Source organism: Janibacter zhangyanbonis, from assembly GCF_050507325.1.
Lineage (GTDB): Bacteria > Actinomycetota > Actinomycetes > Actinomycetales > Dermatophilaceae > Janibacter.
This window is the reverse complement of sequence record NZ_CP191481.1, coordinates 1,597,315-1,622,023: the sequence shown is the minus strand read 5'-3', so window position 1 is coordinate 1,622,023 and position 24,709 is coordinate 1,597,315. Positions and strand designations below refer to the sequence as shown.

The following is a 24,709-nucleotide window of genomic DNA, read 5'->3' as shown; positions in this document are numbered from 1 at the left end:
CCTAGACCGTGACGAGGCTGCGGACGTCACGCCCCGCCAGCGCTGCGCGTCCGCCGAGAGCGGCGATCTCGACGAGGACCTCGATGCCGGGCACCTCTGCGCCGCAGGACTCGAGGAGATCGCACGCCGCTCGGGCCGTCCCACCCGTCGCGAGCACGTCGTCGACGACGAGCACCCTGGCTCCCGGGGCGACGGCGTCGGCATGTACCTCGATGCGGGCCGTGCCGTACTCCAGCGCGTAGTCGAGCCCGACCGTCTCCCCCGGCAGCTTGCCGGCCTTGCGCACCGGGACGAACCCCACACCCAGGTGCAGCGCGACCGCCGCGCCGAAGATGAAGCCCCGCGCCTCGAGCCCGGCGACGACGTCGACCTGTCCGTCCCAGACCCGTGCGTGGTCCCGGGTCACCTCGCCGAAGAGCCGCCCGTCGCCGAGCAGGGGCGTGATGTCCTTGAAGGTCACGCCCGGCTCGGGGAAGTCGGCCACGTCGCGCAGCGCACCGAGGATCTGCTCCCGCAGCTGCGCCGGCACGTCGCGGTCGACCTGGCTCACGCCTTCCCCCGCCGGTTGCGCGGGGTCTTCTTCGGCTGGTTGCGCGGCCCGGCCTGGGCGTACTTGTGCACCTTGCGCCCGGTGACGGTCTGGGCCTCGTCCGGGTCCGCCGAGGACGAAGGGGGCGCCGCCTCGCTCGTCGTGGCCGTGCCGGACGAGTCGCCGGCCGTCGTGGCGGTCCCGGCGGTCGTGGCGGTGCCGGCGGTCGTGGCACCAACCGTCGCCGTGCCCTCGCCGGCGCCGGTCGAGCCGGCCCCCGTGCGCGCACCGGCGGTGGCGGGCACGGCCCGTCGCGCGGCCGATGCCTGGTGCTTCGTCGCCGCCTTGTCGAGCGCGACGACGTCGGCGTCCTTGCGCCGCAGGTCGACGAGCAGCGGGGTCGCGATGAAGACCGACGAGAAGGCACCGACCGTCATGCCGATGAAGAGCGCCAGCGAGAGGTCGAGCAGGGTGCCGGGGCCGAGCTTCGCGAAGCCGATGATGAGGACGGCGACGATCGGCAGCACGGCGATGACCGTGGTGTTGATCGAGCGCACGAGCGTCTGGTTGACCGCGAGGTTGGCCGCCTGCGCGAAGGTCGAGCGCTTGTTCTGGAAGGCGGCCCGGGTGTTCTCCTTCACGTGGTCGAAGACGACCACGGTGTCGTAGAGGGAGTAGCCCAGGACCGTGAGGAAGCCGATGAGCGTCGCCGGCGAGACCTCGAAGCCGGTCCACGTGTAGATGCCGACCGTGATGAGCATGTCGTGCGCCAGCGCGACGATCGACGAGATCGCCATCTTCCAGTTGCGGTAGTACAGCGCCATCAGCGCCGTCGTGATGACGAGGAAGACCACCAGGGCCCGCAGGGCCTGCTGGCTGACCGAGGCACCCCACGAGGGGCCGATGAAGCTGGAGTTGACCTCCGACTGGGGCACGCCGAAGGTGCTGGCCAGCTCGCGGGCCACCTCCCGCGACTCGTTGCCGTCGAGCTCCTCGGTCTGCACCCGGACGACGTTGCCGCCGATGGTGGTGACATTGGCCGAGGCGGAGCCACCGGCGACCTCGCGGACGGCCGAGGTCGCGTCGTCCTCGTAGGAGGCCGGTGCCCCCTGGGTGACGACGCGGAACTCCGAACCGCCGGTGAACTCGAGGCTGAGGTTGAGCCCCTGGACGACGAAGCCGAGTGCGGCGACCGCCATGATGACGGCCGAAGCGATGTACCAGGTCTTGGACTTGCCGACGAAGTCGATCGACCGGTCGCCGGTGTAGAGGTCGTTGCCCCACTGCGCCATGCGACTCATCGGGCGCTCCCTTCGGCCGGCACGGCGACCGGGTTGTCGATGTCGAAGTTGCCGCGACCCTTGTAGCGGACCTTGGCCTCACGCAGGGTGTCGACGTCGAAGCCGGACCACTTGTGCCCGGAGGCGAAGAACTTGTTGCGGGCGAGGATCGTCAGCAGCGGGTGGGTGAAGAGCCAGAAGATCGCGAGGTCGATGAGCGTCGTCAGGCCCAGCGTGAAGGCGAAGCCACGCACACCCGAGCTGGCGAGGACGTAGAGCACGACGGCGGCGATGAGGTTGACGCCGTCGGCGACGAGGATCGTGCCCTTGGCCCGGGCCCAGCCGGCCTCGACCGCTGCCCGCAGGTTCCTCCCTTCGCGCAGCTCGTCCCGCACTCTCTCGAAGTAGACGATGAAGGAGTCGGCGGTGACACCGATGGCGATGATCAGGCCGGTCACGCCGGCCATGTCGAGGCGGTAGTTGTAGCCCCATGCGAGCAGGGCGATCGCCAGGTAGGTGATGCCGAAGGCCACGAGCATCGAGCCGATGACGACGATCGACAGCGCGCGGTACTGCACGAGCGAGTAGAGCAGCACGACGAAGAGGCCGATGAGCCCGGCGATGATGCCGTAGCGCAGCTGCTCGGAGCCGAGCGTCGGGCTGATCTCCTTACGGCTCTCCACGTCGAAGGACAGCGGCAGGGCGCCGAACTTCAGCGACTTGGCCAGCGACCGTGCCTCGTCGATCGAGAAGCCGGAGATGCTCGCCTGACCGTTGGGGATCGCCTCGTTGAAGCCCGGGTCGATGAGGACCTTGGAGTCCAGCACGGCGGCCAGCGCGTTGTAGGAGGCCGGCGGGTTGGTCGGGTTGGCCGGGTTGAGCCCCTGCAGCTTGACCATCTGCTTGGAGACGTCGCCGTACTCCTTGCGGCCCTTGCTCGTCAGCGTCAGCTGGATCTCGGGCTCGTTGGTCTGCTGGCCCTGCGGGCCGACCCGGTAACCGGCCTGCGCGTCGGCGATCTCGGTACCGGCGACGACGACCGGGCCGAGCACGTACTTGAGCGAGCCGTCCTCCTTGCAGGCGACGATCGCGCTGTCGGTGTTGCCGGCCGGCTGGTCCTCCGGCGGCTTCGAGCAATCGAGGTCCTGGAACTCCTTCCAGACCTTCGTCGAGATGTTGTTGGGGTCGAGCTCGTCGGTCGGCTTGCCCGAGGGCTTCCACGACTGCTCGCTCGCCGTGGGAGTGGCGCCCGAGGTGGTCTTCGTGCCGGACGTGGTCTTCGTGCCCAACGTCGTGCTCGACTTCGAGCCGCTCGGCGTCGAGGTCGGCTCGGCGGTGCGCTCCTGCTCGCGCGAGGCGGCGGTCGAGCTGCTGCGGCTGGCGCTCGGCTGGGTCGAGCTGCTCGACGAGCTGCTCTTGGACCCGCTGCCGGACCCGGAGGTCGTCGCGGAGGGCGTCGGCTCGGCGGCCTGCGGCGAGCCGAGGTCCGTCGCGAGCACCGGGCGGAACTGCATCTGCGACGACGCGGCGATCGCGTCCTGCTGCTCCTTGGTCGGCACACCGGGCATGGCGACGACGATGTTGGACGAGCCCTGCGTGGTCACCTCCGCCCCCGAGGTTCCCTGCGCGTCGATGCGCTGGACGATGATGTCGCGGGCCTCCTCGAGCTGCTGCTGGGAGACCGAGCCACCCTCGGTGCTGCGCGGCGAGAGGATGAACTGGAAGCCGCCCTCGAGGTCGAGCCCGAGCGCGGGCGTCCACGAGGCATCCTTCTTCCACACGCCGTAGCCCAGCGCGCCGGTGAGCATGATGATGAAGGCGAAGAGCCACATCAGGGTGCGCTTGGCGTTGTCCTTGCGGGCCACGTCCTTGCTGCGTCGCCGGTCAGCCATGTCAGTCCCGCCCGTCGGTGTCGGTGGTGACGTCCCCGCCCGGCGCGACCTTGGCACCGATGGCGCGTCGGTCGAGGGTGAGCACGATGCCCGGGGCGGCCTCGAGGCGCACCCGGTCGTCCTCGACCTCGGTGATCCGCCCGAAGATGCCCGAGGTCGTCACGACCTCTTCCCCGACCTGCAGGGAGGCAGAGAAGTCCGCCATGGTCTTCTGCCGTCGCCGCGCGCTCCAGAGCATGAATCCGATGAGGATCAGCGGGAGGATCAGCAGGATCAGGCTGGCGGTCTGCGAGCCTTGGTTCATGAGTGCGGACTTCCTGGGTCGGGACTGGTCGGTCGAGGTGACGTCGCAGTGGCTCGGGGTCGCCCGAGCCAGTGGCAGAGTCTAGGTCAGGCACCTGCGCCCTCACCAACAGACACGGCGGGCGATCTGGTTCCGTGTGACGTCAGCCGAGACGGCCGGTGTCCGGCCGCCCGGCGAAGGGGAGAGCCCCCTGCTCCCCCGCTGGCGGGGTGAGGCCGAGGTGGGCCCAGGCCGCCGGCGTGGCCATCCGTCCGCGCGGGCTGCGCACGATGTAGCCCTGCCGCACGAGATAGGGCTCGGCGACGGTCTCGACGGTGTCGGTCTCCTCGCCGACGGCGACGGCGAGGGTCGACAGGCCGACCGGCCCGCCCCCGAAGCGGCGGCACAGCGCGTCGAGCACGGCCCGGTCGAGGCGGTCGAGCCCGGCCTCGTCGACGTCGAAGAGCGCCAGCGCGGCCCGGGCGGCGTCGACGTCGACCTGCCCGGTGCCGTGCACCTGGGCCCAGTCGCGCACCCGGCGCAGGAGTCGGTTGGCGATGCGGGGGGTGCCGCGGGAGCGCATCGCGATCTCGGCGAGCGAGGCGTCGTCGGCGGTGACGCCGAGCAGCCGGGCGCTGCGGGCGAGGATGCGCTCGAGGTCGGCGACCTCGTAGAAGTCGAGGTGACCGGTGAAGCCGAAGCGGTCGCGCAGCGGCGCCGGCAGCAGGCCGGCCCGGGTCGTCGCCCCGACGACGGTGAAGGGGGGCAGCTCGAGCGGGATCGCCGTGGCCCCCGGGCCCTTGCCGACGACGACGTCGACGCGGAAGTCCTCCATCGCGAGGTAGAGCATCTCCTCGGCGGGGCGGGACATGCGGTGGATCTCGTCGAGGAAGAGCACCTCCCCCTCCGACAGCGAGCTCAGGACGGACGCGAGGTCGCCGGCGTGCTGGATCGCGGGGCCGGAGGTCACCCGGATCGGCTGCTCGAGCTCGGCGGCGACGATCATCGCCAGGGTCGTCTTGCCCAGGCCGGGCGGACCGGACAGGAGCACGTGGTCGGGCGGGGCGCCGCGGCGGCGCGCGGCCTCGAGCACGAGACCGAGCTGGTCGCGCACCTTGGGCTGGCCGGGGAACTCGTCGAGCCGTCGCGGTCGCAGCGCCGCCTCGACGGTGGTGTCGTCGTCGGTGCCGCCGGCGTCGACGATGCGGGCGGTTGCGTCGTAGGAACCGTCGGAGGCCCGGGGGTCCTCGTCGTCGGCGACCCGCATCTCGGAGCTGAAGCCGCTCACCGGGCGAGCACCTGCAGGGCGGCCCTCAGGACGCTGGAGACGCCACCGTCACCGTGCTCGTCGGCGACCTTGGCCACCGCGTCCGCGGACTGCCTCGCGGAGTAACCCAGACCCACGAGCGCCTCGATGACCTGGTCCTGCCAGGGCGCGGCCGTCGCTCCCCCGGCGGCACCCGCGGCGGCGGCCCCGGGCACCTCCGGCAGCTTGCCCCGCAGCTCGAGGGCGATGCGCTCGGCGCCCTTCTTGCCGATGCCGGGGACCTTGGTCAGCGTGGCGATGTCGTCCGCGGCGACGGCGGCGGCGAGCTCCTGGGGGCTGAGCACCGACAGCAGCGCCATGGCGACGCGCGGGCCGACGCCGGTGACGGTCTGCGCGAGGTCGAAGGTGTCGCGCTCGGAGGCCTCGGCGAAGCCGTAGAGGGTCATCGAGTCCTCGCGCACGATCATGCTCGTCGCGAGCTCGACCGGCTGGCCCACCCGGGTCGCGGCGGCCACCGCCGGCGGGGTGTGCACGAGCAGCCCGATGCCGTGGACGTCGACGACGACCCGGTCGAGGCCGACGTGCTGGGCGGTGCCGGTGACGGAGGCGATCATCGGGCGACCGACCTCAGGCGGGCCCGCTCGCTCGCGGCGGCGAGGTCGCGGCGGGCGGCACCGGCCCCGCGCCACTGGTGGCAGATCGCCAGCGCCAGGGCGTCGGCCGCGTCGGCCGGCCGGGGGGCCTCGGCCAGGGAGAGGATGCGGGTGACCATCGTCGTGATCTGTGCCTTGTCTGCCCGGCCGGAGCCGGAGACGGCCGCCTTGACCTCGGTGGGCGTGTGCAGGGTGACCGGCAGCCCGCGGCGGGCCCCGGCGAGGTGGACCAGCCCGCTCACCTGTGCCGTCGTCATGACGGTCGGCACGTGGTCGGCGGCGTAGACGCGCTCGAGCGCGATCGCGTCGGGCTCGAAGCGGTCGAGCCAGGCGTCGAGCTCGTCCTGGACGTAGGCCAGTCGGTCACCGGTGGAGCGGTCCGCCGAGGTGCGCACGACACCGACGGCCACCATGCGCAGGGCACGGGCCTCCCCTTCGACGACGCCGAGACCGCACCGGGTCAACCCGGGGTCCACGCCGAGCACTCGCACCTGCGGCCTCCCGGATCGACTCGAACACCTGTTCTGGTCGAGACTACGTGTCGGCGGCGCACCGGGCGCCGCCGACACGCCGGGCTCAGGACTCGTCGGCCTCGAGCTGGGCGAGGACCTCGTCGGAGATGTCGCCGTTGGTGAAGACGTCCTGGACGTCGTCGCTGTCCTCGAGGGCCTCGACGACGCGGATCATCTTCTTGGCGCCCTCCTTGTCGAGGGGCACCTGCATGCTCGGCAGGAAGGAGGCCTCGGCCGAGTCGTAGTCGACCCCGGCCTCCTGGAGCGCCGTGCGGACGGCGACGAAGTCGGTCGCCTCGGACACGATCTGCCACGAGTCGCCGAAGTCGTTGATCTCCTCGGCGCCGGCCTCGAGCACGATCTCGAGCAGGTCGTCCTCGCTCTTCTCCGCCTTGGGCACCATGACGACGCCCTTGCGGTTGAAGAGGTAGGCCACCGAGTTGGGGTCGGCGAGGTTGCCGCCGTTGCGCGACAGGGCCGTGCGCACCTCGGTGGCGGCGCGGTTCTTGTTGTCGGTCAGGCACTCGATGAGGATGGCGACACCGCCGGGGGCGTAGCCCTCGTAGGTGATGTTCTCCCAGTCGGCGCCACCGGCCTCGGCGCCCGAGCCGCGCTTGACGGCGCGGTCGATGTTGTCGTTGGGGACCGAGCTCTTCTTCGCCTTCTGGATCGCGTCGTAGAGCGTGGGGTTGCCGGTGGGGTCGCCGCCACCGGTGCGCGCCGCGACCTCGATGTTCTTGATCAGCTTGGCGAAGAGCTTGCCGCGCTTGGCGTCGATCGCCGCCTTCTTGTGCTTCGTGGTTGCCCACTTGGAGTGGCCGGACACGTTGTCTCCTCGTTGTGGCTGGCAGGTGGTCCGAGGGTCGATCCTACGCGGCGCGCCGCACCATCTCGACGAAGAGCGCGTGGACGCGGTGGTCCCCGGTCACCTCGGGGTGGAAGCTCGTGGCGAGCAGGTGGCCCTGCCGCACGACGACCGGACGGGTCTCCCCCTTCGCCTCCACGCCGGCGAGCACCTCGACGCCGTCGCCGGCCTGCTCCACCCAGGGAGCCCGGATGAAGACGGCGCGGACCGGCCCGCCGGCGATGTCGGCCACCTCGAGATCGGTCTCGTAGGAGTCGACCTGGCGGCCGAAGGCATTGCGCCGCACCGTGATGTCGAGCCCGCCAAGCGTCTGCTGCTGCGGGTGCCCGTCGAGCAGGCGGTCGGCGAGCAGGATCATCCCGGCGCAGCTGCCGTAGACCGGCAGACCGTCGGCGATCCGGGAGCGAAGGGGGTCACGCAGGCCGAAGGTGCGGGTGAGCTTGTCGATGGTCGTCGACTCCCCTCCGGGGAGCACGAGCGCGTCCACCGTCGCCAGCTCCTCCGGTCGACGTACCGGCAGCGTCGCTGCGCCGGCCTCCTCGAGGGCGGCTCGGTGCTCCCGGACGTCGCCCTGGACCGCGAGGACTCCGATGACGGGACGGGAGAGGTCGCTCATGGAGCGGAATGTAGTCGCCCGCACGCCTGCGACTGCCGCCGCCTCGATGCGTGGACGTGTTTGGTCCCCCGGTCAGCGGGTAGCCAGATGAACCAACCGCACGACTCAACCCAGGAGGTTGTCATGGGCAAGATCTCGATGCTCGCCGCCGGAGCCATCGGCTACGTGTTCGGCACGCGAGCCGGCCGTGAGCAGTACGACAAGATCAGCGGCCAGGCCAAGCGGCTGTGGAAGGACCCCAAGGTGCAGCGCAAGGCCGGTCAGGCCCAGGAGGCCGCCGAGGACCTGGGGCACAAGGCGGGGGACAAGATCACCGCCAAGGTCAAGGAAAAGGCGGGGAACGACTCCACCGACACCCCGACGACGACCACCACCGCCTCCCCCGGCACCGGCGTCGGCACCACCCCCGGGACCGGCGCAGGCGGTCTCGGGTCGGGCGAGCCCACCTCGGGCCCCGGCACCACCCCGGGACGTGGCGGCCTTGGCTGATCCCACCCACGCGAGCGGCTCGCACGCCGCGGGCCGCGACGACATCCCGACCCAGCACGAGAGCACGGGGCAGCTCGTCGCCGACGCCACCGAGCAGATCGGACAGCTCGTCCGTCAGGAGATGGCGCTCGCTCGTGCCGAGCTGACGCAGAGCGCGAAGAAGGCCGGGACGGGAGCGGGACTCTTCGGAGGTGCCGGTCTCGTCGCGCTGTACGGCGTCGCCGCGCTCGTCGCGACCGCCATCATCTCCCTCGACCTCGTCATGCCCCTGTGGCTGGCCGCGTTGGTCGTCGGCGTGGTCCTCCTGGCGGTCGCCGGTCTCCTTGCCCTCGTGGGCAAGAAGCAGGTGTCCGAGGCGGCACCGCCCGCCGAGCGCACCGTCCACAACGTCAAGGCCGACATCGACACGGTCAGGGGAGGCAACCACCCGTGAGCACCTTCGACGAGCAGGAACCCCGCCATGACCTCCGCGCGGTCCCGGACGAGCACCATCCGTCACCGGACGAGGGGGTCGAGCAGCTGGAGCGCGAGGCCGCCGCCACGCGAGCCGAGCTCGGTGAGACGGTCGACGCACTCGCCGCGAAGCTCGACGTCAGGACGCGGGCGAAGCACGGGGCCGACGAGCAGAAGGCGCGGGTGCAGCACGCCGTGGCCAACGTGCGGCGCTCCGCGACCGATCGTGAGGGGAAGCCGCTGCCGCAGGTCTGGGCAGCGGGTGTCGCCGCGGCCGTCGCGCTCGTCGGGCTGCCGCTCGCCGTGCGCCTCGTCCGTTCACGTGGCAGACGGCTCCACCGGTACCGGGGCTACCGGCTCTGATGACCGGACGAGCTGACCGCAGCGGTCCAGCACCGCACTCGGAGGACTCCCGCGCGCCGGACGGACCGACCGACCTCGAGAAGCCCACGCTGCGCCACGTGCTGCGCCGGACGGCGCGGGAGTTCTCCGCGGACGAGTGCACGGACCTCGCGGCGGCACTGACGTACTACGCCGTCCTGGCACTCTTCCCGGCATTCATCGCGCTCGTCTCACTCGTGGGCCTCGTCGGGCAGGGGCCGCAGACGGTCGACACGGTCCTCGGCGTCCTGCGGGACACGGCGGGAGCCTCCGTGGCGGACACCCTCGAGCCGGTCCTCACCTCACTGGCCCAGGGCACCGGCGCCGGCTTGGCCTTGGTGCTCGGCCTCGCCGGTGCCCTGTGGTCGGCATCGGGATATGTGAACGCCTTCTCCCGGGCGATGAACAGGATCTACGGCGTCACCGAGGGCCGGCCGGTCTGGAAGCTGCGCCCGCTGATGCTCCTCGTCACCGCGGTGCTTCTCGTCCTGGTGGCCGCCGTGCTCGTGGCACTGGTCGTCTCGGGACCGGTCGCGGAGTCGATCGGCTCGTTGCTGGGGCTCGGGTCGAGTGTCGTCACGGTCTGGCAGATCGCCAAGTGGCCGGTCCTCCTCCTCGCCGTGGTCGTCATCGTCGCGCTGCTGTACTGGTCGACGCCGAACGTGCGCCAGCCGAAGATCAGGTGGATGAGCCCCGGCGCGCTCGTGGCGATCCTCGTGTGGGTGCTCGCGTCCGTGGCCTTCGGCATCTACGTGGCGAACTTCGGCTCCTACAACAAGACCTATGGATCGATGGCCGGCGTCATCGTCTTCCTGCTGTGGCTGTGGCTGACCAACCTCGCCCTGCTCTTCGGTGCTGAGCTCGACGCCGAGCTCGAGCGTGGGCGGGAGCTGCAGGCCGGCATGCCCGCCGAGGACGAGATCCAGCTGCCTCGGCGGGACACGACCGGCATCGACAAGAAGAAGGACAAGCACGAGGCGGACGTCCGGGATGCGCGAGCACTGCGCCGCAGGGGGCACGGGCGCACCGACGGCGACTGAGCGCAGGCCACGCGGTGTGCCCCGGTCGGAACCGCCGCGGAAATGCACGGACGTCCGCCTCGCCCACGGCGCGGAACGGTGCGCTGGGTTTTCCCCCGCACGCAGTGTGCGTGCCTTGCCCGGAGGGGAAGCCCGGGCTGGTCACCGGGGGTCACCTTGCTCATCATGCCTCGCCGCGGGCTGATCGCGTCCGTCCTGTCAGCACTTCTCCTCGCCGTCCTCCTCGTCCCGTCCGGGAACGCTGCGGCCATCGACGACGAGTTCGTCCCGGTCGACCGGTACGTCGTCGGAGGGTGCCGGATCGCCTTCGACGCGGCCGGGACCGCGAGTCCGGTCGGCTCCGCGGGGCGGCCCTGCGTGGGCGTCAGCTCGCTCGGGGTCGACAGCCGCGGCGACCTCATCGTGCGGATGACGCCCCAGGCGCCGTATCCCTCGCTGTGGATCATGGTGCAGGCCGGCCCCGTGCTCAGTGCTCGCGGCATTGCCACCAGTGCCACGGGCAACGGCAAGCACGTCACCGTGAGGTTCTACGACGCCCGGGACAAGAGCCGGATCAGCCTGCGCAGCACCACGCAGCGGCGGAGGGTGGTCGGCGCCGACCTGGTCATCGGCTGGGTCAAGGTGACACCGTCCGGGACGACCGCGGCGTCCCTGCTCAAGGACCCGGGGTACGACGCGCTCGGCCCCTACCGTGACCGCACGGCGACGTCGGAGACGACGATCGCGGGCGGATGCGTCATCCGCTTCGACAGCGAGACCCCGCGCGTCCACGCCAACTCGTCGCACCGATGCATCGGGGTCTCGTCCGTGCGCCTGTCATCCACCGGTGACCTGCAGGTCGTCTCGTCGACCGAGCAGCGTGGAGCGGTCGTCAACGCCCAGGCGGACCCCGACGAGACGCTCGCCACCCGCGGTCTGGTCACCGGCGTGTCCGCGACCGCGTCGGTCAGACGGTGAGCATCTTCGACTCCCGTCTGCGTCGGCGGCTCGACCTGCGGCAGCTGCAGGACTACGCGCGAGTGGTCGGCAGCACCGCGAACGTGTGGCTCTCCTGGACCAAGACGACCCAGCGACCGGGAGTGTCCAATGCCGTGACGACGCCCGCAGCGCACGCATACGGACCCTTCATGGACGGCTCCGTCGAACCCATCGCCCTCGTTCAGCGCGGGTGTCGCATCCGCTTCTCGGAGACGTCTGCCGACGCGCTCGCCTACGGCAACCGACATCACCTGTGCACCGGGGTCACCGGGTTGGGCGTGGACCGGGCCGGGTACGTGGCCGTCTACGGCCCCCGCACAACATCATCTCCACCACGACGGTCGCCATGAGCGGCAAGACCGACCACGGGTTGCGGGCGGGCCTGAGCGGCGGGGGCGGTCGCTCGGTCATCCGCATCTACAGCTTCAAGCTGGGCCGCCCGCTCGACCTGCGCAAGGCCGCGGACCGCAAGATCCTGGTGTCCGACGGCGCCGAGCTGTACCCCGGATGGACCCAGTTCGTCGGCAGCTACTGACCGGCCGGCGGCAGGTGAGGGGCCCCGGTCGTCGACCGGGGCCCCTCACCCATGCGCTGGGTGACACGTCACCAGCCGCGCTCGGCCAGGCGGTGCGGCTGCGGGATCTCGTCGACGTTGATGCCGACCATGGCCTCACCGAGCCCGCGAGAGACCTTGGCCAGCATGTCCGGGTCGTCGAAGAAGGTCGTCGCCCGGACGATCGCCTCGGCCCGCTGGGCGGGGTTGCCGGACTTGAAGATCCCGGAGCCGACGAAGACGCCCTCGGCGCCCAGCTGCATCATCATCGCGGCGTCGGCGGGCGTGGCGATCCCACCGGCGGTGAAGAGGACGACCGGGAGCTTTCCGGCAGTCGCAACCTCCTTGACCAGCTCGAAGGGGGCCTGCAGCTCCTTGGCCGCGACGTAGAGCTCGTCCTCCGCCAGCCCCTGGAGGCGGCGGATCTCCTGGCGGATCTGGCGCATGTGGGTCGTGGCGTTGGAGACGTCGCCGGTGCCGGCCTCCCCCTTCGAGCGGATCATCGCCGCGCCCTCGGTGATGCGACGGAGCGCCTCGCCGAGGTTGGTCGCGCCGCAGACGAAGGGGACGGTGAAGGCCCACTTGTCGATGTGGTTGGCGTAGTCGGCCGGGGTGAGCACCTCGGACTCGTCGATGTAGTCGACACCCAGCGACTGCAGGACCTGCGCCTCGACGAAGTGGCCGATGCGGGCCTTGGCCATGACGGGGATGGAGACCGCGCTGACGATGCCGTCGATCATGTCGGGGTCGCTCATCCGCGAGACGCCACCCTGGGCGCGGATGTCGGCGGGGACGCGCTCGAGGGCCATGACGGCGACGGCTCCGGCGTCCTCGGCGATCTTCGCCTGCTCGGGGGTGACGACGTCCATGATGACGCCGCCCTTGAGCATCTCGGCCATGCCTCGCTTGACGCGCGCGGTCCCGGTCTGGGTCTGGGTCTCGGTGCTCATGTCGTGCTCCTCGTCGGGTCGCAGGTTGCGATGTCGTTTGATCTAGGCCAAAAACTAGCACGGCACAGGACAATGCCGATCCCCCGTCCACAGATGGGGACGACGCCACCTAGACTCGGCTGTCGTGAGCACCCAGACGCCGCAGATCTCCGGCGGCACCGCGGCCGAGATCGCCGAGAGCGTGCGCGGCCTCGTCGAGCGCGGGCAGCTCGCCCCCGGCGAGGCGCTGCCCCCGGTCCGGGCGCTGGCCGAACAGCTCGGCGTCAACCGCAACACCGCCGTCGCGGCCTATCGCGACCTCGCTCGCTCCGGTGTCGTCATCTCCCAGGGACGGGCGGGGACCCGCGTGGCCCGACGCAGCCGGGTGCCCCAGGAGGGTTTCGCCGGTGCGGGTGCCCTGCGTGACGTCGGCACCGGCAACCCGGACCCGAGCCTCATCCCAGACCTCGGCCCGGCGCTGGCGGCCGCTGCCGGACGCCACGTGCTCTACGGCGAGCCGACGATCGACGCCGACCTGCGCTCCTGGGCACGGGAGTGGATGGCGCCCGACGTGCCCGTGGGGGCCGACGACCTGCGCCTGACCCTGACCAGCGGCGCCGTCGACGCGGTCGAGCGGCTGCTCGCCCAGGCGCTCCTGCGCGACGACACCGTCGCCCTCGAGGACCCGTGCTTCCTCGCGAGCATCCACCTGGCCCAGCTCGGCGGCTATCGGGCGGTCCCGGTCCCCGTCGACGACGAGGGGATGACCGTGGCGGGGCTGCGGCACGCGCTCGAGCAGGGCGCGCGGGCGGTCGTGTGCACCCCGCGGGCGCAGAACCCGACGGGGGCGTCGCTCACCGCCGAGCGAGCCGCGGCGCTGCGCGAGGTCCTCGCCGACCACCCCTACGTCCTCGTCGTGCAGGACGACTACTACTCCTACCTGTCCCGGCAGCCCTTCCACTCGATCGTGGGCCCCGAGCACCAGCGCTGGGCCCTCGTGCGGTCGGTGTCGAAGTTCGCCGGGCCCGACATGTGCCTCGCCGTGACCGCGTGCGACCCGGAGACCGCAGCCCGGCTCGAGCTGCGCCTGAGCCCCGGCACGACGTGGGTGAGTCACCTGCTGCAGCGGATCACCCACGCGGTGATGACCGACGAGGCGGCGCTGGCGCTCATCGAGCGGGCCGGTGCGCACTACGCCGAGCGCAACGCGAGCTTCGCCGGGCTGCTCACCGACCGGGGTCTGCCCACCGTCGCGGGCGACGGGATGAGCCTGTGGGTCCCTCTGCCGGTTCCCGCCCGCGAGGTCACCGAGCGACTGACCCGGCGCGGCTGGCTCGTGCGCACGGGCGACGGGTTCCGCCTCGAGGAGGGCGACGAGCCGTCACAGCACCTGCGGCTCACGGTGCACGACCTCACCGACGCGGAGGCCGCCGCGCTCGCCGACGACCTGTTGGCTGCCGTCGACGAGTGCTCCTGACCTCCCTTCGCCCCTGTGGCCGGGCCGAAGGGAGGCTCGGCTCACGCCCCCGGGAGGGCGTCGTCGAACTCGACCGTCTGGGGCAGGGCGGCGTAGCCGGCGAGGCGGAAGAGTCGCACGACGCGCTTGGCCCGCACCCGCTGGACCTCCTTGACCGCCTCGTTGTGGAAGCGCCTGGCCAGCTGCACCCGCAGCCCGGCCTCGCGCACGCGCTCCAGCGCGGCGGCGCCCGACCCGCCGTCCGCATCGATCCCTCGCGCGACCTCGGGCGGCAGGGCCGCGTGGAGCACCTCGGTCAGCTCGCTCTCGACCGCCTCACGCCCCGCGAAGTGCTGTCCCTCCAGCAGATCGGTCTCGAAGGTCCGCTCGTTGACGCGCTCGAGCGACTCGCTGGCCGCCGCAGCGACGAGGAAGCCGCTCGCCGGGTCAAGGGCACCGGAGTTGGCCAGCTCGAGGCTGGCCTCGGCACGCCGCACGATGTGGGCGTCGAGGGCCGACAGGGCCCCCTCGACCTTCGCGTGCAGCCGGTCGAGCCGCGCCGCGCTGTAGGAGAGGTACCAGGCGAGGACGAGGACCACGCACAGCGCGAGGGCGATCCAGCTCAGCGTCTCCATGGCTCTCCTGCCTGACCGTGGTCACGGCCCTCGCCGGTCAGGCGCCCCAGCCCCGGCCGCAGACGGGTGACCTCGTGGTGCCGGTGCCCGGCGTCGAGGACCGTCTCGTAGACGGCGATGATCTCGCGGGCCACGACGTCCCAGTCGAAGACGCGTGCCCGCTCCCGGCCCAGCTGTGAGAGCGTCGCGCGTCGCGCCGGATCGCCGAGGAGCTCGATCGTGCGTGCCGCCAGGTCGTCGGGGCGCTCGGAGTGGAAGAGCGCCCCGGCCATGCCGCTCCGGCCTCCGTCGAGGACCCGCTGGAAGGCCGCGAGGTCACTGGCGAGCACCGGCGCACCGGCGGCCATCGCCTCGACGAGCACGATCCCGAAGCTCTCTCCCCCGGTGTGCGGCGCGACGTAGAGGTCGGCCGAGGCCAGCGCACGCGCCTTGTCCTCGTCGGACAGGGCGCCGAGGAACTCGGCTGCGGCAGCGACCCGCTCGGGCATGCGCGCCCGCGCCGCCTCGGCGCTGCCCGGCCCGACGACGAGCAGTCGCGCCCCGGGCACGGCGTCGAGCACGGCGGGCATGGCCTCGGTGAGGACCGGCAGACCCTTGCGCGGCTCGTCGATGCGGCCGAGGAAGACGATCGTCGGTCGGCCGGGCGCACCGGTCCACTGCGGGTCACGGGTGACCGAGGCGAAGGCGGAGGTGTCGACGCCGTTGGGGATGACGACGGCGTCCCCGCCGATGTGGGTCGTCACCGTGCGGCGGGCGTCCTCGGAGACGGCGATGCGGCCGTGGATCTTTTCCAACGAGGGGCGCAGCAGGGGGTAGGCAGCCTGCATGACGCGGGAGCGGACGTTGGAGGTGTGGAAGGTCGCGACGACGGGGGTCGTCGCCGCCCACAGCGCGAGGATCGACAGGCTCGGTGCGAGCGGCTCGTGGATGTGCACGACGTCGAAGTCGCCCTCCTCGAGCCAGCGGCCCACCTTGCCCGCCGCCACCGGGCCGAAGAGCAGGCGGGCGGTCGAGCCGTTGTAGCGGATCGGCACGGCGCGGCCGGCGGGCACGACGTAGTCGGGCAACGCGGTGCCCTCGTCGGCCGGGGCGAGCACGGAGGCCTGGTGACCGTGGGCGCCGAGGTACTCCGCGAGGTCGCGGATGTGGAACTGCACTCCCCCGGGCACGTCGAAGGAGTAAGGGCTGACGAGGCCGATCCTCATGCGACCTCCCGTCGGGAGGCCTCGCGTCGGGCGGCATCGCGTGCCGGGTCGAGGTCGTCGACGAAGACCCGCTGCATCATGTGCCAGTCGGCGGTGTGCTCGCGGATCGCCGAGCCGAAGGCGTTGGCGCAGGCCTGGGTCGTGCGGGCCACCGCGTCGGGCGCGCTCGCCGGTGCGACGGCGACGGCGTCGTGGACGGTCACGACCATGCCCCAGGTGCCGCCGACCCGCTCGTGGCGCAGCGTCACCGGGTAGAGCGGCAGGCCGGTCTCGACGGCGAGGGCCGCCGGGCCGGCGGCCATGCGCGCCCGGTGCCCGCACAGGTCGACCTCGACGCCGCTCGCGGACAGGTCGCGGTCGGCGAGCAGCGGCATGACGACCGGCTCCCCCGTCGCGAGCTGCTCGCGCAGCCTGACGAAGGTGCCCCGCTCGGCCGGGTGGATCACCATGCCCAGGCTCTCTCGGTAGTCGAGGAAGGCGCGGAACATCTCCTCCGGCTCGAGCCGTTCGGCGACGGTGACGACGGTGCCGAGGTGGCGCGCGCACCAGACCCCGGCGAGGTCCCAGTTGCCCGTGTGGCCGAGGAAGGCCAGGACCGGTCGGCCGGCGAGCAGGTCCGCCTTGAGCTGCGGCATCGCCCCCTCGAAGCGCACGACCGAGTCGACGTGCTCGCCGCTCACCGCGGGCAGCCGGAAGGCCTCGACGTAGTAGCGCAGGCTGGCCCGCACGCCATCGGCGACGAGCCGCTCGAGGTCGTCCGCCGACAGCTCCGGGCGGACCCGGGCGTAGTTGGCCCGCAGCCGCTGGACGGACGGGCCGTCGGCGCGGTGGGTGCGGTCGGCCGCGAGGTCGAAGAGGAGGTAGGCCAGCCGGGCCGGCAGCAGCCGCAGCGCCCGCCACGCCAGGAGGAAGGCGAGGACGGTGGCGCGCTGCCGCAGCCGCGTCATGACCCGGCGGGTGCGGTGCCGGAGGACTCGGGAGCGAAGGCCTGCCGGCGCACGAGCAGGACGCGCTGGAAGATCGTCACGACGCTGGCGACGGCGAGCAGCCCGAGCACGACCTTGAGCACCTCCTCGGGCAGGCCCATGCCGACGAAGCCGGTCGTGACGAGCGCGGCGACGAGCCGATCGGCCCGCTCCGCGATGCCGACGTCGGCCCGCATCCCGAGCCCCTCGGCGCGGGCGCGTGCGTAGGAGACGACGCTGCCGAGGACGAGACAGGCCAGGGCGAGCCAGGCCATGAGCCGGTCGTCGCCGCCCTGGAAGAACCAGATCGCCAGGCCGGAGAAGATCGCGGCGTCACCGAGCCGGTCGAGCGTCGAGTCGAGGAATGCACCCCAGCGGTTCGACCGGTCGAGCTGGCGGGCCATGATCCCGTCGATCGTGTCGGAGAAGACGAAGGCGGTGATGACGAGCACGCCGACGAGCAGCTGCCCGCGGGGGAAGAAGACGAGGGCACCGAGGCAGACGCCGAGGGTGCCGATGATCGTGACGGCGTCGGGGCTGATGCCCATCCGGAGCAGAAGGCGCGCCACCGGGGTGAGGATCCGGGTGACGGCGGCGCGTGCGTATCGATTGAGCATGGCGGGTCAAGCGTAACCGCGCCCCGCACCGCCGCCGGACGGCGCACCGGCGTGTGGGCGAGCAGCCTCAGCGGCTGGCGTCCTCCCACGCCGCGACGAGGGCCGCACGGGCGTCCTCGAGCAGGATCGGCAGCGCCTTGGTCTGGGCGATGATCGGCAGGAAGTTCATGTCCCCGCCCCACCGCGGGATGACGTGCTGGTGCAGGTGCGCTGCCACCCCGGCGCCGGCGACGGCGCCCTGGTTCATCCCGAGGTTGAAGCCGTGCGGGTTGGACGAGGCCTGCAGCGCGCGGATCGCCGTCTTGGTCAGCGCCGTGAACTCCGCCGTCTCCTCGTCGGTGAGGTCGATGTAGAGCGAGACGTGCCGATAGGGGCAGACGAGGACGTGACCGGCGTTGTAGGGGAAGAGGTTCATGACGACGAAGCAGGTCTCGCCGCGGTGGACGATCAACCCCTCGTCGTCGTCCTTGTCCGGGGCGACGCAGAAGGGACACCCGTCTCCCGCGTCGTCACTCGGCCGCTCCCCCGTCACGTAGGCCATGCGGTGCGGCGTCCACAGCCGGTCGAAGCCGTCGGGCACGCCCACGAGGGAGCGCGCGTCCTCGGTCGGGTGGTCCTGCTGCCTCATGGGCCCGATCCTGTCACGCCCCGTGACGAAGGGGGGTCCGCCCCCTTCGTCCCGTGGCCGGGCCGGCGCTCAGCCCTGCCCCGGGACCCACTCGCGCAGACGGGCGGTCGGGTCGTCGAAGCCGGTGGCGTCGAAGAGCGGCCGCCCGGCGTCGCTGGCGTTGAGCCGCACGAAGCGGACCCGCTCGGCGGTCGCGGCCTCCTGCACCGCGTGCAGCAGGCGGCGGCCCAGCCCCTCGCGGCGTCGGTCGGCAGAGACGAAGACCTGCTGGACGTACCACCACTCCGGCCGCCCGAGGTGGCTCAGCGTGGGCAGCTTGCGCACGCGCAGCGCGAGTACGCAGCCGACCGGCCGCCCGTCGGGCTCCTCGGCGATCCAGCCACGGACCCCGTCGAAGTCGGCGAGCAGCGCATCGGCGTAGTCGGTGAGGAAGCCGGGCCGCGGCGTGTGCCCGACCTCCCGGTCCTGCTGCAGGCGCAGCGCGCCGAGCGAGAGCGCGTCGTCGCGCTCGATCGGGCGGATCCGCGTCGTCATGCCCGCAACATAGCCAAGAACCCGCACTTCCTTGAGGAAATGCGGCCCGGAGGCCGCACGACCTCAAGGAAATGCGGGTTCTTGTGGGCGCGACGCCTCAGATGGTGCCGGCAGGGGCGGCGTCGGGGCCGGGGTTGGTCAGGCTCGGGGCCGAGGTGATCTGGTCCTTGGCCTCGATGGCCGCGAGGACCCGCGCGATCGCGGTCTCGATCGGCAGCCCGTTTTCTTGGCTGCCGTCGCGGTAGCGGAAGGAGACGGCGTTGTTGCTGCGGTCCTCCTCGCCGGCGATGAGGGTGAAGGGCACCTTGGACTTGCTCGCATTGCGGATCTTCTTCGGGAAGCGGTCGTCGCTCTCGTCGAGCTCGACGCGGATCCCCTTCGTCCGCATCTGCTGCAGCACGTCCCAGAGGTAGTCGTTGTACTCCTCGGCGACCGGCACGCCGAGCACCTGGACGGGCGAGAGCCACACCGGGAAGGCGCCGGCGTAGTGCTCGACGAGCACACCGATGAAGCGCTCGATCGAGCCGAACTTCGCCGAGTGGATCATCACCGGCTGCTGCCGCGAGCCGTCGGCCGCCTGGTACTCGAGCGCGAAGCGGTCGGCCGAGGGCTGGTTGAAGTCGTACTGGATCGTGCTCATCTGCCAGGTGCGGCCGATGGCGTCACGGGCCTGCACCGACACCTTGGGGCCGTAGTAGGCGGCGCCGCCCGGGTCCGGCACGAGCTCGAGCCCGGTCTCGGAGCACACCTGCTCGAGGACGGCGGTCGCCTCGGCCCAGTCCTCGTCGCTGCCGATGAACTTGCTGGACTTCTCGCCCCCTTCGTCCCGGGTGGACAGCTCGAGGTAGAAGTCGTCGAGACCGAAGTCGCGCAGCAGCCCGAGGATGAAGTCGAGCAGGTGGCGGATCTCGTCGGGCGCCTGCTCCTTGGTGACGTAGGAGTGGCTGTCGTCCTGGGCGAAGCCGCGCACCCGCGTCAGGCCGTGGATGACACCGGACTTCTCGTGCCGGTAGACGTGGCCGAACTCGAAGAGCCGCAGCGGCAGCTCGCGGTAGGAGCGCTGCTTGCTGCGGTAGATGAGGTTGTGCATCGGGCAGTTCATCGCCTTGAGGCGGTAGTCCATGCCGTCGACGTCGAAGGGGGGATACATCCCCTCGCCGTAGTAGGGCAGGTGGCCGGAGGTGTGGAAGAGCCCCTCCTTGGCGATGTGCGGCGTGCCGACGTACTCGAAGCCTTCCTCGATGTGCCGCTGGCGGACGTAGTCCTCCATCTCGCGCTTGATGACGCCACCCTTGGGGTGGAAGACCGGCAGGCCGGAGCCGATCTCGTCGGGGAAGGAGTAGAGGTCGAGGTCGCGCCCGAGCTTGCGGTGGTCGCGCTTCTCCGCCTCGGCGAGCCGGTCGAGGTAGGCCTTGAGCTCGTCCTTGGACGGCCAGGCCGTGCCGTAGACACGCTGCAGCTGGGGGTTCTTCTCGCTGCCGCGCCAGTAGGCCGCGGCGCTGCGCATGATCTTGTAGGCATTGCCGATGACCTTGGTGCTCGGCACGTGCGGTCCGCGGCACAGGTCGCCCCAGGCGCGGGTGCCGTCGCGGCGGACGTTGTCGTAGATCGTCAGCTGGGCGCCGCCGACCTCGACCGAGGCGCCCTCGGCCGCGTCCTCCGAGGCGCCGCCCTTGAGCCCGATGAGCTCGCACTTGTAGGGCTCGTCGGCCAGCTCGACGAGCGCGTCGTCGTCGCTGATCTCGCGGCGCACGAAGGCCTGGCCCTCGTTGATGATCCGCTGCATCGCCTTGTCGAGCGCCTTGAGGTCCTCGGGGGTGAAGGGCTCCTCGACGTCGAAGTCGTAGTAGAAGCCGTCGCGGATCGGCGGGCCGATGCCGAGCTTGGCGGAGGGGTTGATCTGCTGCACGGCCTGCGCGAGCACGTGGGCCGTGGAGTGGCGCAGGACGTCGAGACCATCCTGCTCGGCGGCCGTGACCGGCTCGACGACGTCACCCTCGGCGACCTCGTGGGCCAGGTCGCGCAGCTCGCCGTTGACCCGGGCGACGAGGACTGCCCGGTCTCCCTCGAAGAGGTCCGCCGCAGTAGTCCCCCGGTCCACCGATCGCTCGTCTCCGGCGACGTTGATGGTGATCTGGGCAGACACGGGATGCTCCTGTGGGACGGGGTGCGGTGCCCGGCCGGGCACCGCGAAGAACTCTATCCCCGCGAAGGGGGCGGCCCCCAACGCATTCCACCTTGAGTACCAGACCTCAGGCCGCGCCCCCTTCGCCCTCCCTACCGTCGATGCATGCTCACCAAGGACGCTCGACTCCTCCCGCACACCGCCTGCTGGTTCGGCGTGCTCAGCCTGCTCGCCGTGCTGTGCTTCCACTTCCCCGAGCTGCTCACGAGCCAGGAGTTCCGCCCCGTCTACACCTCGGGCTTCGCCCGCGGGCTGCTGCTCGTCGGCATCATCGCAGCCCTGGTCATCGGCACGGTCGCCGTGCTCGCCGGGCAGCGACGGCCCATCGCCTTCACCGGGGTCGTCGCGGCCACGGTGGCTGTGCTGCTGGGTGGGTCCGAGGTCACCCTCGGCGAGATCGAGGCGACCCCGTGGTCGCTGGGTGTCGACTGGTTCATCCTCTCGCTCGTCTTCTCGGCGGTCGTCTTCATCCCGCTCGAGCGCCACCTCGCCCACCGACCGCACCCGGTGCTCCGCCGGGGCTGGCGCACCGACGTCTGCTACTTCTTCCTCAGCCACGTCCTCGTCCAGCTGATCCTCATCGTCGTCACGACGTCGACGACGACGGTCGCCGCAGCCATCGCCGTCGACCCGGTCAAGGACCTGGTCCGCGCGGTCCCCCTGTGGCTGCAGGTCCTGCTCGCGGTCTTCGTCGCCGACCTCGCCCAGGCGGTGCTGCACCGCGCCTACCACCGGGTGAAGAGCCTCTGGCGGTTCCACGCCGTGCACCACTCCAGCCGCGACCTCGACTGGCTCGCCGGCTCGCGCGTCCACCTCGCCGAGACCGTCCTGACCCGCAGCATCGTCCTGCTGCCGCTCATGGTCCTCGGCTTCTCGACCCCCGCGATGAACGCCTACGTCATCATCGTCGGCCTCCAGGCCGTCGTGGCCCACGCCAACATCGGGGTGCGCTTCGGCTGGCTCGAGTACCTCGTCGTCCTGCCGCGCTACCACCACTGGCACCACGCCCGGCACGTCGACTACTGGGACCGCAACTACGCGATCCACCTGCCGGTCGTCGACATGCTCATGGGCAGCTTCAAGCTCCCCCGTGACGGCAGCTGGCCGCAGGAGTACGGCGTCCTGCGGCTGGAGAGCGTGCCGGAGGGCATCGTCGAGCAGCACCTCATGCCCTTCCGCGGTGACCGCGACTACGAGCGTCACGTCGCCTGAGCCCACGGCTGGTTGACTGGCAGCCGTGCACATCACCCGCATCGGACTCACCCCGCTCAAGGGCGCCCGCCACGCCGACCTCGCCCACCTCCACGTCGACCCGACGGGCCCACGCGGCGACCGGCTCTTCTGCCTGCTCGAGGCCGACGAGGACCGGGTGCTGCGCACCGTGGAGAACCCCACGATGGTGCTCGTCTCCACCGCCTGGGACGGCACGGTCCTCACCGTCGGCACGCCCGGATCGCGACCGGTCGCGCACGCACCAGAGCCCACCGGCGACATCCGCTCCTGCGACTACTGGGGGCGGCGCGCCGAGCTCGAGGTGATGGACTCACCGCTCACCGACCTGCTGGCCGCCCACCTCGGGAGGCCGGTCCGCCTCGCCCGTGCCCTCCGCCCGGGTGCGGTCGTCTACGGCGGGTCGGTCAGCCTGGTGACCACCGGGGCCCTGCGCGACCTCGGCGAGGAGCAGGGCGCGCGGTTCCGGGCGACGGTGACCGTCGACGCCGAGAGCGACCCCGCGCCGGGCACCGTGCTGCACCTGGGTGACGCCGTCGTCCGGGTGCGCGGCCCCATCCCCCGCTGCCGGGTCGTCGACGTCAACACCGCCACCGGCGACCTCGACACGCGCCACCTGCACACCCTGGCGCGCCGCGACCGACCGGAGGGCGAGGTGCCCTTCGGCCTGGACGCCGACGTCCTCGAGCCGGGCACGGTGCACGTGGGCGACGCGGTGGTCGCGGCCGCCACCGGGGCCTGAGGACTGCCTCCCTTCGGTCGGGACGCGAGCCCCCGCACTGATCTGAGAGTGTGGGCGGGCACACCACGGCGCCACCCATGGAAGGCACGACCATGCACGTCATCTGGGGGCTGGGCGGCATGCTCGGCCTGCTCCTCATCGCCGCTGCCCTGTCGACCAACCGCCGCGCCATCCGGCTGCGGACCGTGCTGCCGGCGCTGGCGATCCAGGTCGGCTTCGGGGCCCTCGTGCTCTTCGTCCCCTGGGGCCGGACCGCGTTGCGGTGGGTCTCCGACGGCTTCCAGTCCGTCATCGACTCGGCCACCGAGGGGATCAGCTTCCTCTTCGGCCCCCTGCTGCCCGACGAGGGCGTCGTCTTCGCCCTGCAGGTGCTGCCCGTCGTCGTCTTCTTCGCCTCGCTCACCGGGGTGCTCTTCCACCTCGGCTGGCTCCAGGTCGTCGTCCGGGTGCTCGGCGGCGGACTGCAGCGGGTCCTCGGCACGGGCAAGGCCGAGTCGACCAATGCGGCTGCCAACATCTTCCTCGGGCAGACCGAGGCGCCCCTGGTCATCCGGCCCTACGTCGCCGGCCTGACCCGCTCGGGGCTCTTCGCCGTCATGGTCGGCGGCCTGGCGACGGTCGCGGGGTCGGTCCTCGTCGGCTACGCGCTGCTCGGCGCCGAGCTCGACTACCTCATCGCCGCGAGTTTCATGGCCGCTCCGGGAGCCCTGCTCATGGCCACGATCCTCGTGCCCGAGGAGCCCGACAACGTCGCGGCCGGCATCGAGTTCGACGAGGACGAGATCGAGGCGGCCAAGCACACCCCGAGCGAGCTCGGCGACGTCACCGAGCACCGCAACGTCATCGACGCGGCGGCGGCCGGTGCCGCCGACGGCGCGAAGCTCGCGATCAACATCGGCGCGATGCTGCTCGCCTTCATCTCGCTCATCGCGCTGCTCAACACGATGATCGGCGGGGTCGGCGGCTGGTTCGGCCACCCCGACCTGTCCTTCGAGACGATCATCGGCTACGTCTTCGCGCCGATCATGCTGATGATCGGCGTCCCGTGGCAGGAGGCCGTCGACGCCGGGTCCTTCCTCGGGCAGAAGGTCATCGTCAACGAGTTCGTCGCCTTCACCACCTTCGGGCCCGAGGTCGAGTCCTACAGCGCCCGCACGCAGGCGATCGTCACCTTCGCCCTCACCGGCTTCGCCAACCTCAGCTCGCTCGGCATCCTCCTCGGCGGGCTCGGGTCGATGGCCCCGAGCCGCCGCAAGGACATCGCCAGCCTGGGCATGCGGGCGATCCTCGCCGCGACCCTGGCCAACCTGATGAGCGCGACGATCGCCGGGATCATGCTCGGCTGAGCTCAGCCCGCGTCGGTCGTGCCCTCGTAGAGCCCGATGTGGTTGCCGTCGGGGTCGGCGAGCACGGCGAACCAGCTCGTCTCGCTGATCGGTGCCTTGTCCATGACCACCGACCCTCCGCTCTCCTGCGCCTTGGTCAGGACCTCGTCGATCGAGTCCACCTCGACATAGGACCGCGGTTGCTCGAGGCCCTCGCCCCTGGGCGCCAGTCCGCCGCCGCTGATCTGGTTGGGGGCCTGCCACATGGGGTAGCCCTCGAATCCGGGGATCTCGGCGATCTGCCAGCCGAAGAGTCCGCTGTAGAAGGCCGCTCCGGCCGTCAGGTCGCTGACCGGGATGTCGATGTGTGTGATGTCTCCGTGTGCCATCTCCCGAGCATGGCAGCGACGTGTGACAGCCACCACACCCACGAGGTGAACGGTCGGGGCCGCCCCGCGACGCCGTCG

At 71.5% G+C, this 24,709-nt stretch carries 29 protein-coding genes; 11 read left to right on the top strand and 18 right to left on the bottom strand.

Annotated elements, in window-relative coordinates; genetic code table 11:
* Position 1: 1 nt before the first annotated feature.
* From ACQBJO_RS07895 to pdxT, 9 genes are all read right to left on the bottom strand, one after another.
* On the bottom strand, positions 2-550 hold the full coding sequence (locus tag ACQBJO_RS07895) for an adenine phosphoribosyltransferase (protein WP_255186210.1): 549 nt from the start codon (positions 548-550) through the stop codon (positions 2-4).
* Positions 547-1,830: a protein translocase subunit SecF gene (gene secF, locus ACQBJO_RS07890; RefSeq protein WP_421008462.1), complete on the bottom strand. Its 1,284-nt coding sequence runs from the start codon at positions 1,828-1,830 to the stop codon at positions 547-549. The genes ACQBJO_RS07895 and secF overlap by 4 nt, the downstream gene beginning before the upstream one ends.
* Positions 1,827-3,701, bottom strand: a complete 1,875-nt coding sequence (gene secD / locus ACQBJO_RS07885; RefSeq protein ID WP_421008463.1) for a protein translocase subunit SecD — start codon at positions 3,699-3,701, stop codon at positions 1,827-1,829. The genes secF and secD overlap by 4 nt, the downstream gene beginning before the upstream one ends.
* Position 3,702: 1 nt before the next feature.
* Positions 3,703-4,005 carry a preprotein translocase subunit YajC gene (yajC, locus tag ACQBJO_RS07880; RefSeq protein WP_255186207.1) on the bottom strand — a complete coding sequence of 101 codons (303 nt, stop codon included), beginning with the start codon at positions 4,003-4,005 and terminating at the stop codon, positions 3,703-3,705.
* Between the two features lie 142 nt (positions 4,006-4,147).
* Positions 4,148-5,251, bottom strand: a complete 1,104-nt coding sequence (gene ruvB / locus ACQBJO_RS07875) for a Holliday junction branch migration DNA helicase RuvB (protein ID WP_421008627.1) — start codon at positions 5,249-5,251, stop codon at positions 4,148-4,150.
* A 17-nt stretch (positions 5,252-5,268) separates the two neighbouring features.
* The gene (gene ruvA / locus ACQBJO_RS07870) at positions 5,269-5,865 is read right to left on the bottom strand and encodes a Holliday junction branch migration protein RuvA (protein ID WP_421008464.1); all 597 of its coding nucleotides are present in this window, start codon (positions 5,863-5,865) and stop codon (positions 5,269-5,271) included.
* Entirely contained in the window at positions 5,862-6,380 is a 519-nt protein-coding gene (gene ruvC / locus ACQBJO_RS07865; protein ID WP_421008465.1) for a crossover junction endodeoxyribonuclease RuvC, read from the bottom strand. Before ruvC ends, ruvA begins: the two co-directional genes overlap by 4 nt.
* A 100-nt stretch (positions 6,381-6,480) precedes the next feature.
* Positions 6,481-7,242 carry a YebC/PmpR family DNA-binding transcriptional regulator gene (locus ACQBJO_RS07860; protein WP_255186204.1) on the bottom strand — a complete coding sequence of 254 codons (762 nt, stop codon included), beginning with the start codon at positions 7,240-7,242 and terminating at the stop codon, positions 6,481-6,483.
* Between the two features lie 43 nt (positions 7,243-7,285).
* A complete protein-coding gene (pdxT, locus tag ACQBJO_RS07855) occupies positions 7,286-7,897 on the bottom strand; it encodes a pyridoxal 5'-phosphate synthase glutaminase subunit PdxT (RefSeq protein WP_421008466.1) in 612 nt (203 codons plus the stop codon).
* A gap of 123 nt (positions 7,898-8,020) precedes the next feature.
* On the opposite strand from pdxT, the gene ACQBJO_RS07850 reads away from it, so the two are divergent.
* The 7 genes from ACQBJO_RS07850 (at position 8,021) to ACQBJO_RS07820 (ending at position 11,773) form a co-directional block, all read left to right on the top strand.
* Positions 8,021-8,386: a YtxH domain-containing protein gene (locus tag ACQBJO_RS07850; protein WP_255186202.1), complete on the top strand. Its 366-nt coding sequence runs from the start codon at positions 8,021-8,023 to the stop codon at positions 8,384-8,386.
* Positions 8,379-8,819, top strand: a complete 441-nt coding sequence (locus ACQBJO_RS07845; RefSeq protein WP_421008467.1) for a phage holin family protein — start codon at positions 8,379-8,381, stop codon at positions 8,817-8,819. The genes ACQBJO_RS07850 and ACQBJO_RS07845 overlap by 8 nt, the downstream gene beginning before the upstream one ends.
* Positions 8,816-9,202 carry a DUF3618 domain-containing protein gene (locus tag ACQBJO_RS07840; RefSeq protein WP_255186200.1) on the top strand — a complete coding sequence of 129 codons (387 nt, stop codon included), beginning with the start codon at positions 8,816-8,818 and terminating at the stop codon, positions 9,200-9,202. Before ACQBJO_RS07845 ends, ACQBJO_RS07840 begins: the two co-directional genes overlap by 4 nt.
* Positions 9,202-10,260 carry a YihY/virulence factor BrkB family protein gene (locus ACQBJO_RS07835; RefSeq protein ID WP_421008468.1) on the top strand — a complete coding sequence of 353 codons (1,059 nt, stop codon included), beginning with the start codon at positions 9,202-9,204 and terminating at the stop codon, positions 10,258-10,260. Before ACQBJO_RS07840 ends, ACQBJO_RS07835 begins: the two co-directional genes overlap by 1 nt.
* A gap of 165 nt (positions 10,261-10,425) precedes the next feature.
* A complete protein-coding gene (locus ACQBJO_RS07830) occupies positions 10,426-11,217 on the top strand; it encodes a hypothetical protein (protein WP_421008469.1) in 792 nt (263 codons plus the stop codon).
* Positions 11,214-11,588, top strand: coding sequence for a hypothetical protein (locus ACQBJO_RS07825; RefSeq protein WP_421008470.1), 375 nt, complete (start codon positions 11,214-11,216; stop codon positions 11,586-11,588). The genes ACQBJO_RS07830 and ACQBJO_RS07825 overlap by 4 nt, the downstream gene beginning before the upstream one ends.
* The gene (locus tag ACQBJO_RS07820; RefSeq protein WP_421008471.1) at positions 11,585-11,773 is read left to right on the top strand and encodes a hypothetical protein; all 189 of its coding nucleotides are present in this window, start codon (positions 11,585-11,587) and stop codon (positions 11,771-11,773) included. The genes ACQBJO_RS07825 and ACQBJO_RS07820 overlap by 4 nt, the downstream gene beginning before the upstream one ends.
* Before the next feature lie 68 nt (positions 11,774-11,841).
* Here the strand turns inward: ACQBJO_RS07820 and pdxS are convergent, their stop codons facing one another.
* Positions 11,842-12,741 carry a pyridoxal 5'-phosphate synthase lyase subunit PdxS gene (gene pdxS, locus ACQBJO_RS07815; protein ID WP_421008472.1) on the bottom strand — a complete coding sequence of 300 codons (900 nt, stop codon included), beginning with the start codon at positions 12,739-12,741 and terminating at the stop codon, positions 11,842-11,844.
* 124 nt (positions 12,742-12,865) lie between these two features.
* Here pdxS and ACQBJO_RS07810 point away from each other — a divergent pair, with 124 nt between their 5' ends.
* The gene (locus ACQBJO_RS07810) at positions 12,866-14,197 is read left to right on the top strand and encodes an aminotransferase class I/II-fold pyridoxal phosphate-dependent enzyme (RefSeq protein WP_255186195.1); all 1,332 of its coding nucleotides are present in this window, start codon (positions 12,866-12,868) and stop codon (positions 14,195-14,197) included.
* Positions 14,198-14,238: 41 nt separating this feature from the next.
* Here the strand turns inward: ACQBJO_RS07810 and ACQBJO_RS07805 are convergent, their stop codons facing one another.
* The 7 genes from ACQBJO_RS07805 to thrS form a co-directional block, all read right to left on the bottom strand.
* The gene (locus ACQBJO_RS07805) at positions 14,239-14,811 is read right to left on the bottom strand and encodes a hypothetical protein (RefSeq protein WP_421008473.1); all 573 of its coding nucleotides are present in this window, start codon (positions 14,809-14,811) and stop codon (positions 14,239-14,241) included.
* A complete protein-coding gene (locus ACQBJO_RS07800) occupies positions 14,799-16,016 on the bottom strand; it encodes a glycosyltransferase family 4 protein (protein ID WP_421008474.1) in 1,218 nt (405 codons plus the stop codon). The genes ACQBJO_RS07805 and ACQBJO_RS07800 overlap by 13 nt, the downstream gene beginning before the upstream one ends.
* Entirely contained in the window at positions 16,013-16,963 is a 951-nt protein-coding gene (locus ACQBJO_RS07795) for a phosphatidylinositol mannoside acyltransferase (protein ID WP_421008475.1), read from the bottom strand. Before ACQBJO_RS07795 ends, ACQBJO_RS07800 begins: the two co-directional genes overlap by 4 nt.
* Complete coding sequence (pgsA, locus tag ACQBJO_RS07790) at positions 16,960-17,598, bottom strand: phosphatidylinositol phosphate synthase (RefSeq protein WP_421008476.1); 639 nt, start codon at positions 17,596-17,598, stop codon at positions 16,960-16,962. The genes ACQBJO_RS07795 and pgsA overlap by 4 nt, the downstream gene beginning before the upstream one ends.
* A 67-nt stretch (positions 17,599-17,665) precedes the next feature.
* Complete coding sequence (locus ACQBJO_RS07785; protein WP_421008477.1) at positions 17,666-18,226, bottom strand: HIT family protein; 561 nt, start codon at positions 18,224-18,226, stop codon at positions 17,666-17,668.
* Between the two features lie 69 nt (positions 18,227-18,295).
* Positions 18,296-18,760: a GNAT family N-acetyltransferase gene (locus tag ACQBJO_RS07780; protein WP_421008478.1), complete on the bottom strand. Its 465-nt coding sequence runs from the start codon at positions 18,758-18,760 to the stop codon at positions 18,296-18,298.
* A gap of 97 nt (positions 18,761-18,857) precedes the next feature.
* Positions 18,858-20,906, bottom strand: a complete 2,049-nt coding sequence (thrS, locus tag ACQBJO_RS07775; protein WP_421008479.1) for a threonine--tRNA ligase — start codon at positions 20,904-20,906, stop codon at positions 18,858-18,860.
* Between the two features lie 144 nt (positions 20,907-21,050).
* On the opposite strand from thrS, the gene ACQBJO_RS07770 reads away from it, so the two are divergent.
* The 3 genes from ACQBJO_RS07770 (at position 21,051) to ACQBJO_RS07760 (ending at position 24,263) form a co-directional block, all read left to right on the top strand.
* Positions 21,051-22,157: a sterol desaturase family protein gene (locus ACQBJO_RS07770; protein ID WP_421008480.1), complete on the top strand. Its 1,107-nt coding sequence runs from the start codon at positions 21,051-21,053 to the stop codon at positions 22,155-22,157.
* Between the two features lie 25 nt (positions 22,158-22,182).
* A complete protein-coding gene (locus tag ACQBJO_RS07765) occupies positions 22,183-22,917 on the top strand; it encodes an MOSC domain-containing protein (RefSeq protein WP_421008481.1) in 735 nt (244 codons plus the stop codon).
* Between the two features lie 77 nt (positions 22,918-22,994).
* Positions 22,995-24,263: a NupC/NupG family nucleoside CNT transporter gene (locus ACQBJO_RS07760; RefSeq protein WP_421008482.1), complete on the top strand. Its 1,269-nt coding sequence runs from the start codon at positions 22,995-22,997 to the stop codon at positions 24,261-24,263.
* A gap of 2 nt (positions 24,264-24,265) precedes the next feature.
* Here the strand turns inward: ACQBJO_RS07760 and ACQBJO_RS07755 are convergent, their stop codons facing one another.
* Positions 24,266-24,631 (bottom strand): VOC family protein, encoded by a 366-nt coding sequence (locus ACQBJO_RS07755; RefSeq protein ID WP_421008483.1) that lies wholly within the window; start codon positions 24,629-24,631, stop codon positions 24,266-24,268.
* Between the last annotated feature and the right edge of the window lie 78 nt (positions 24,632-24,709).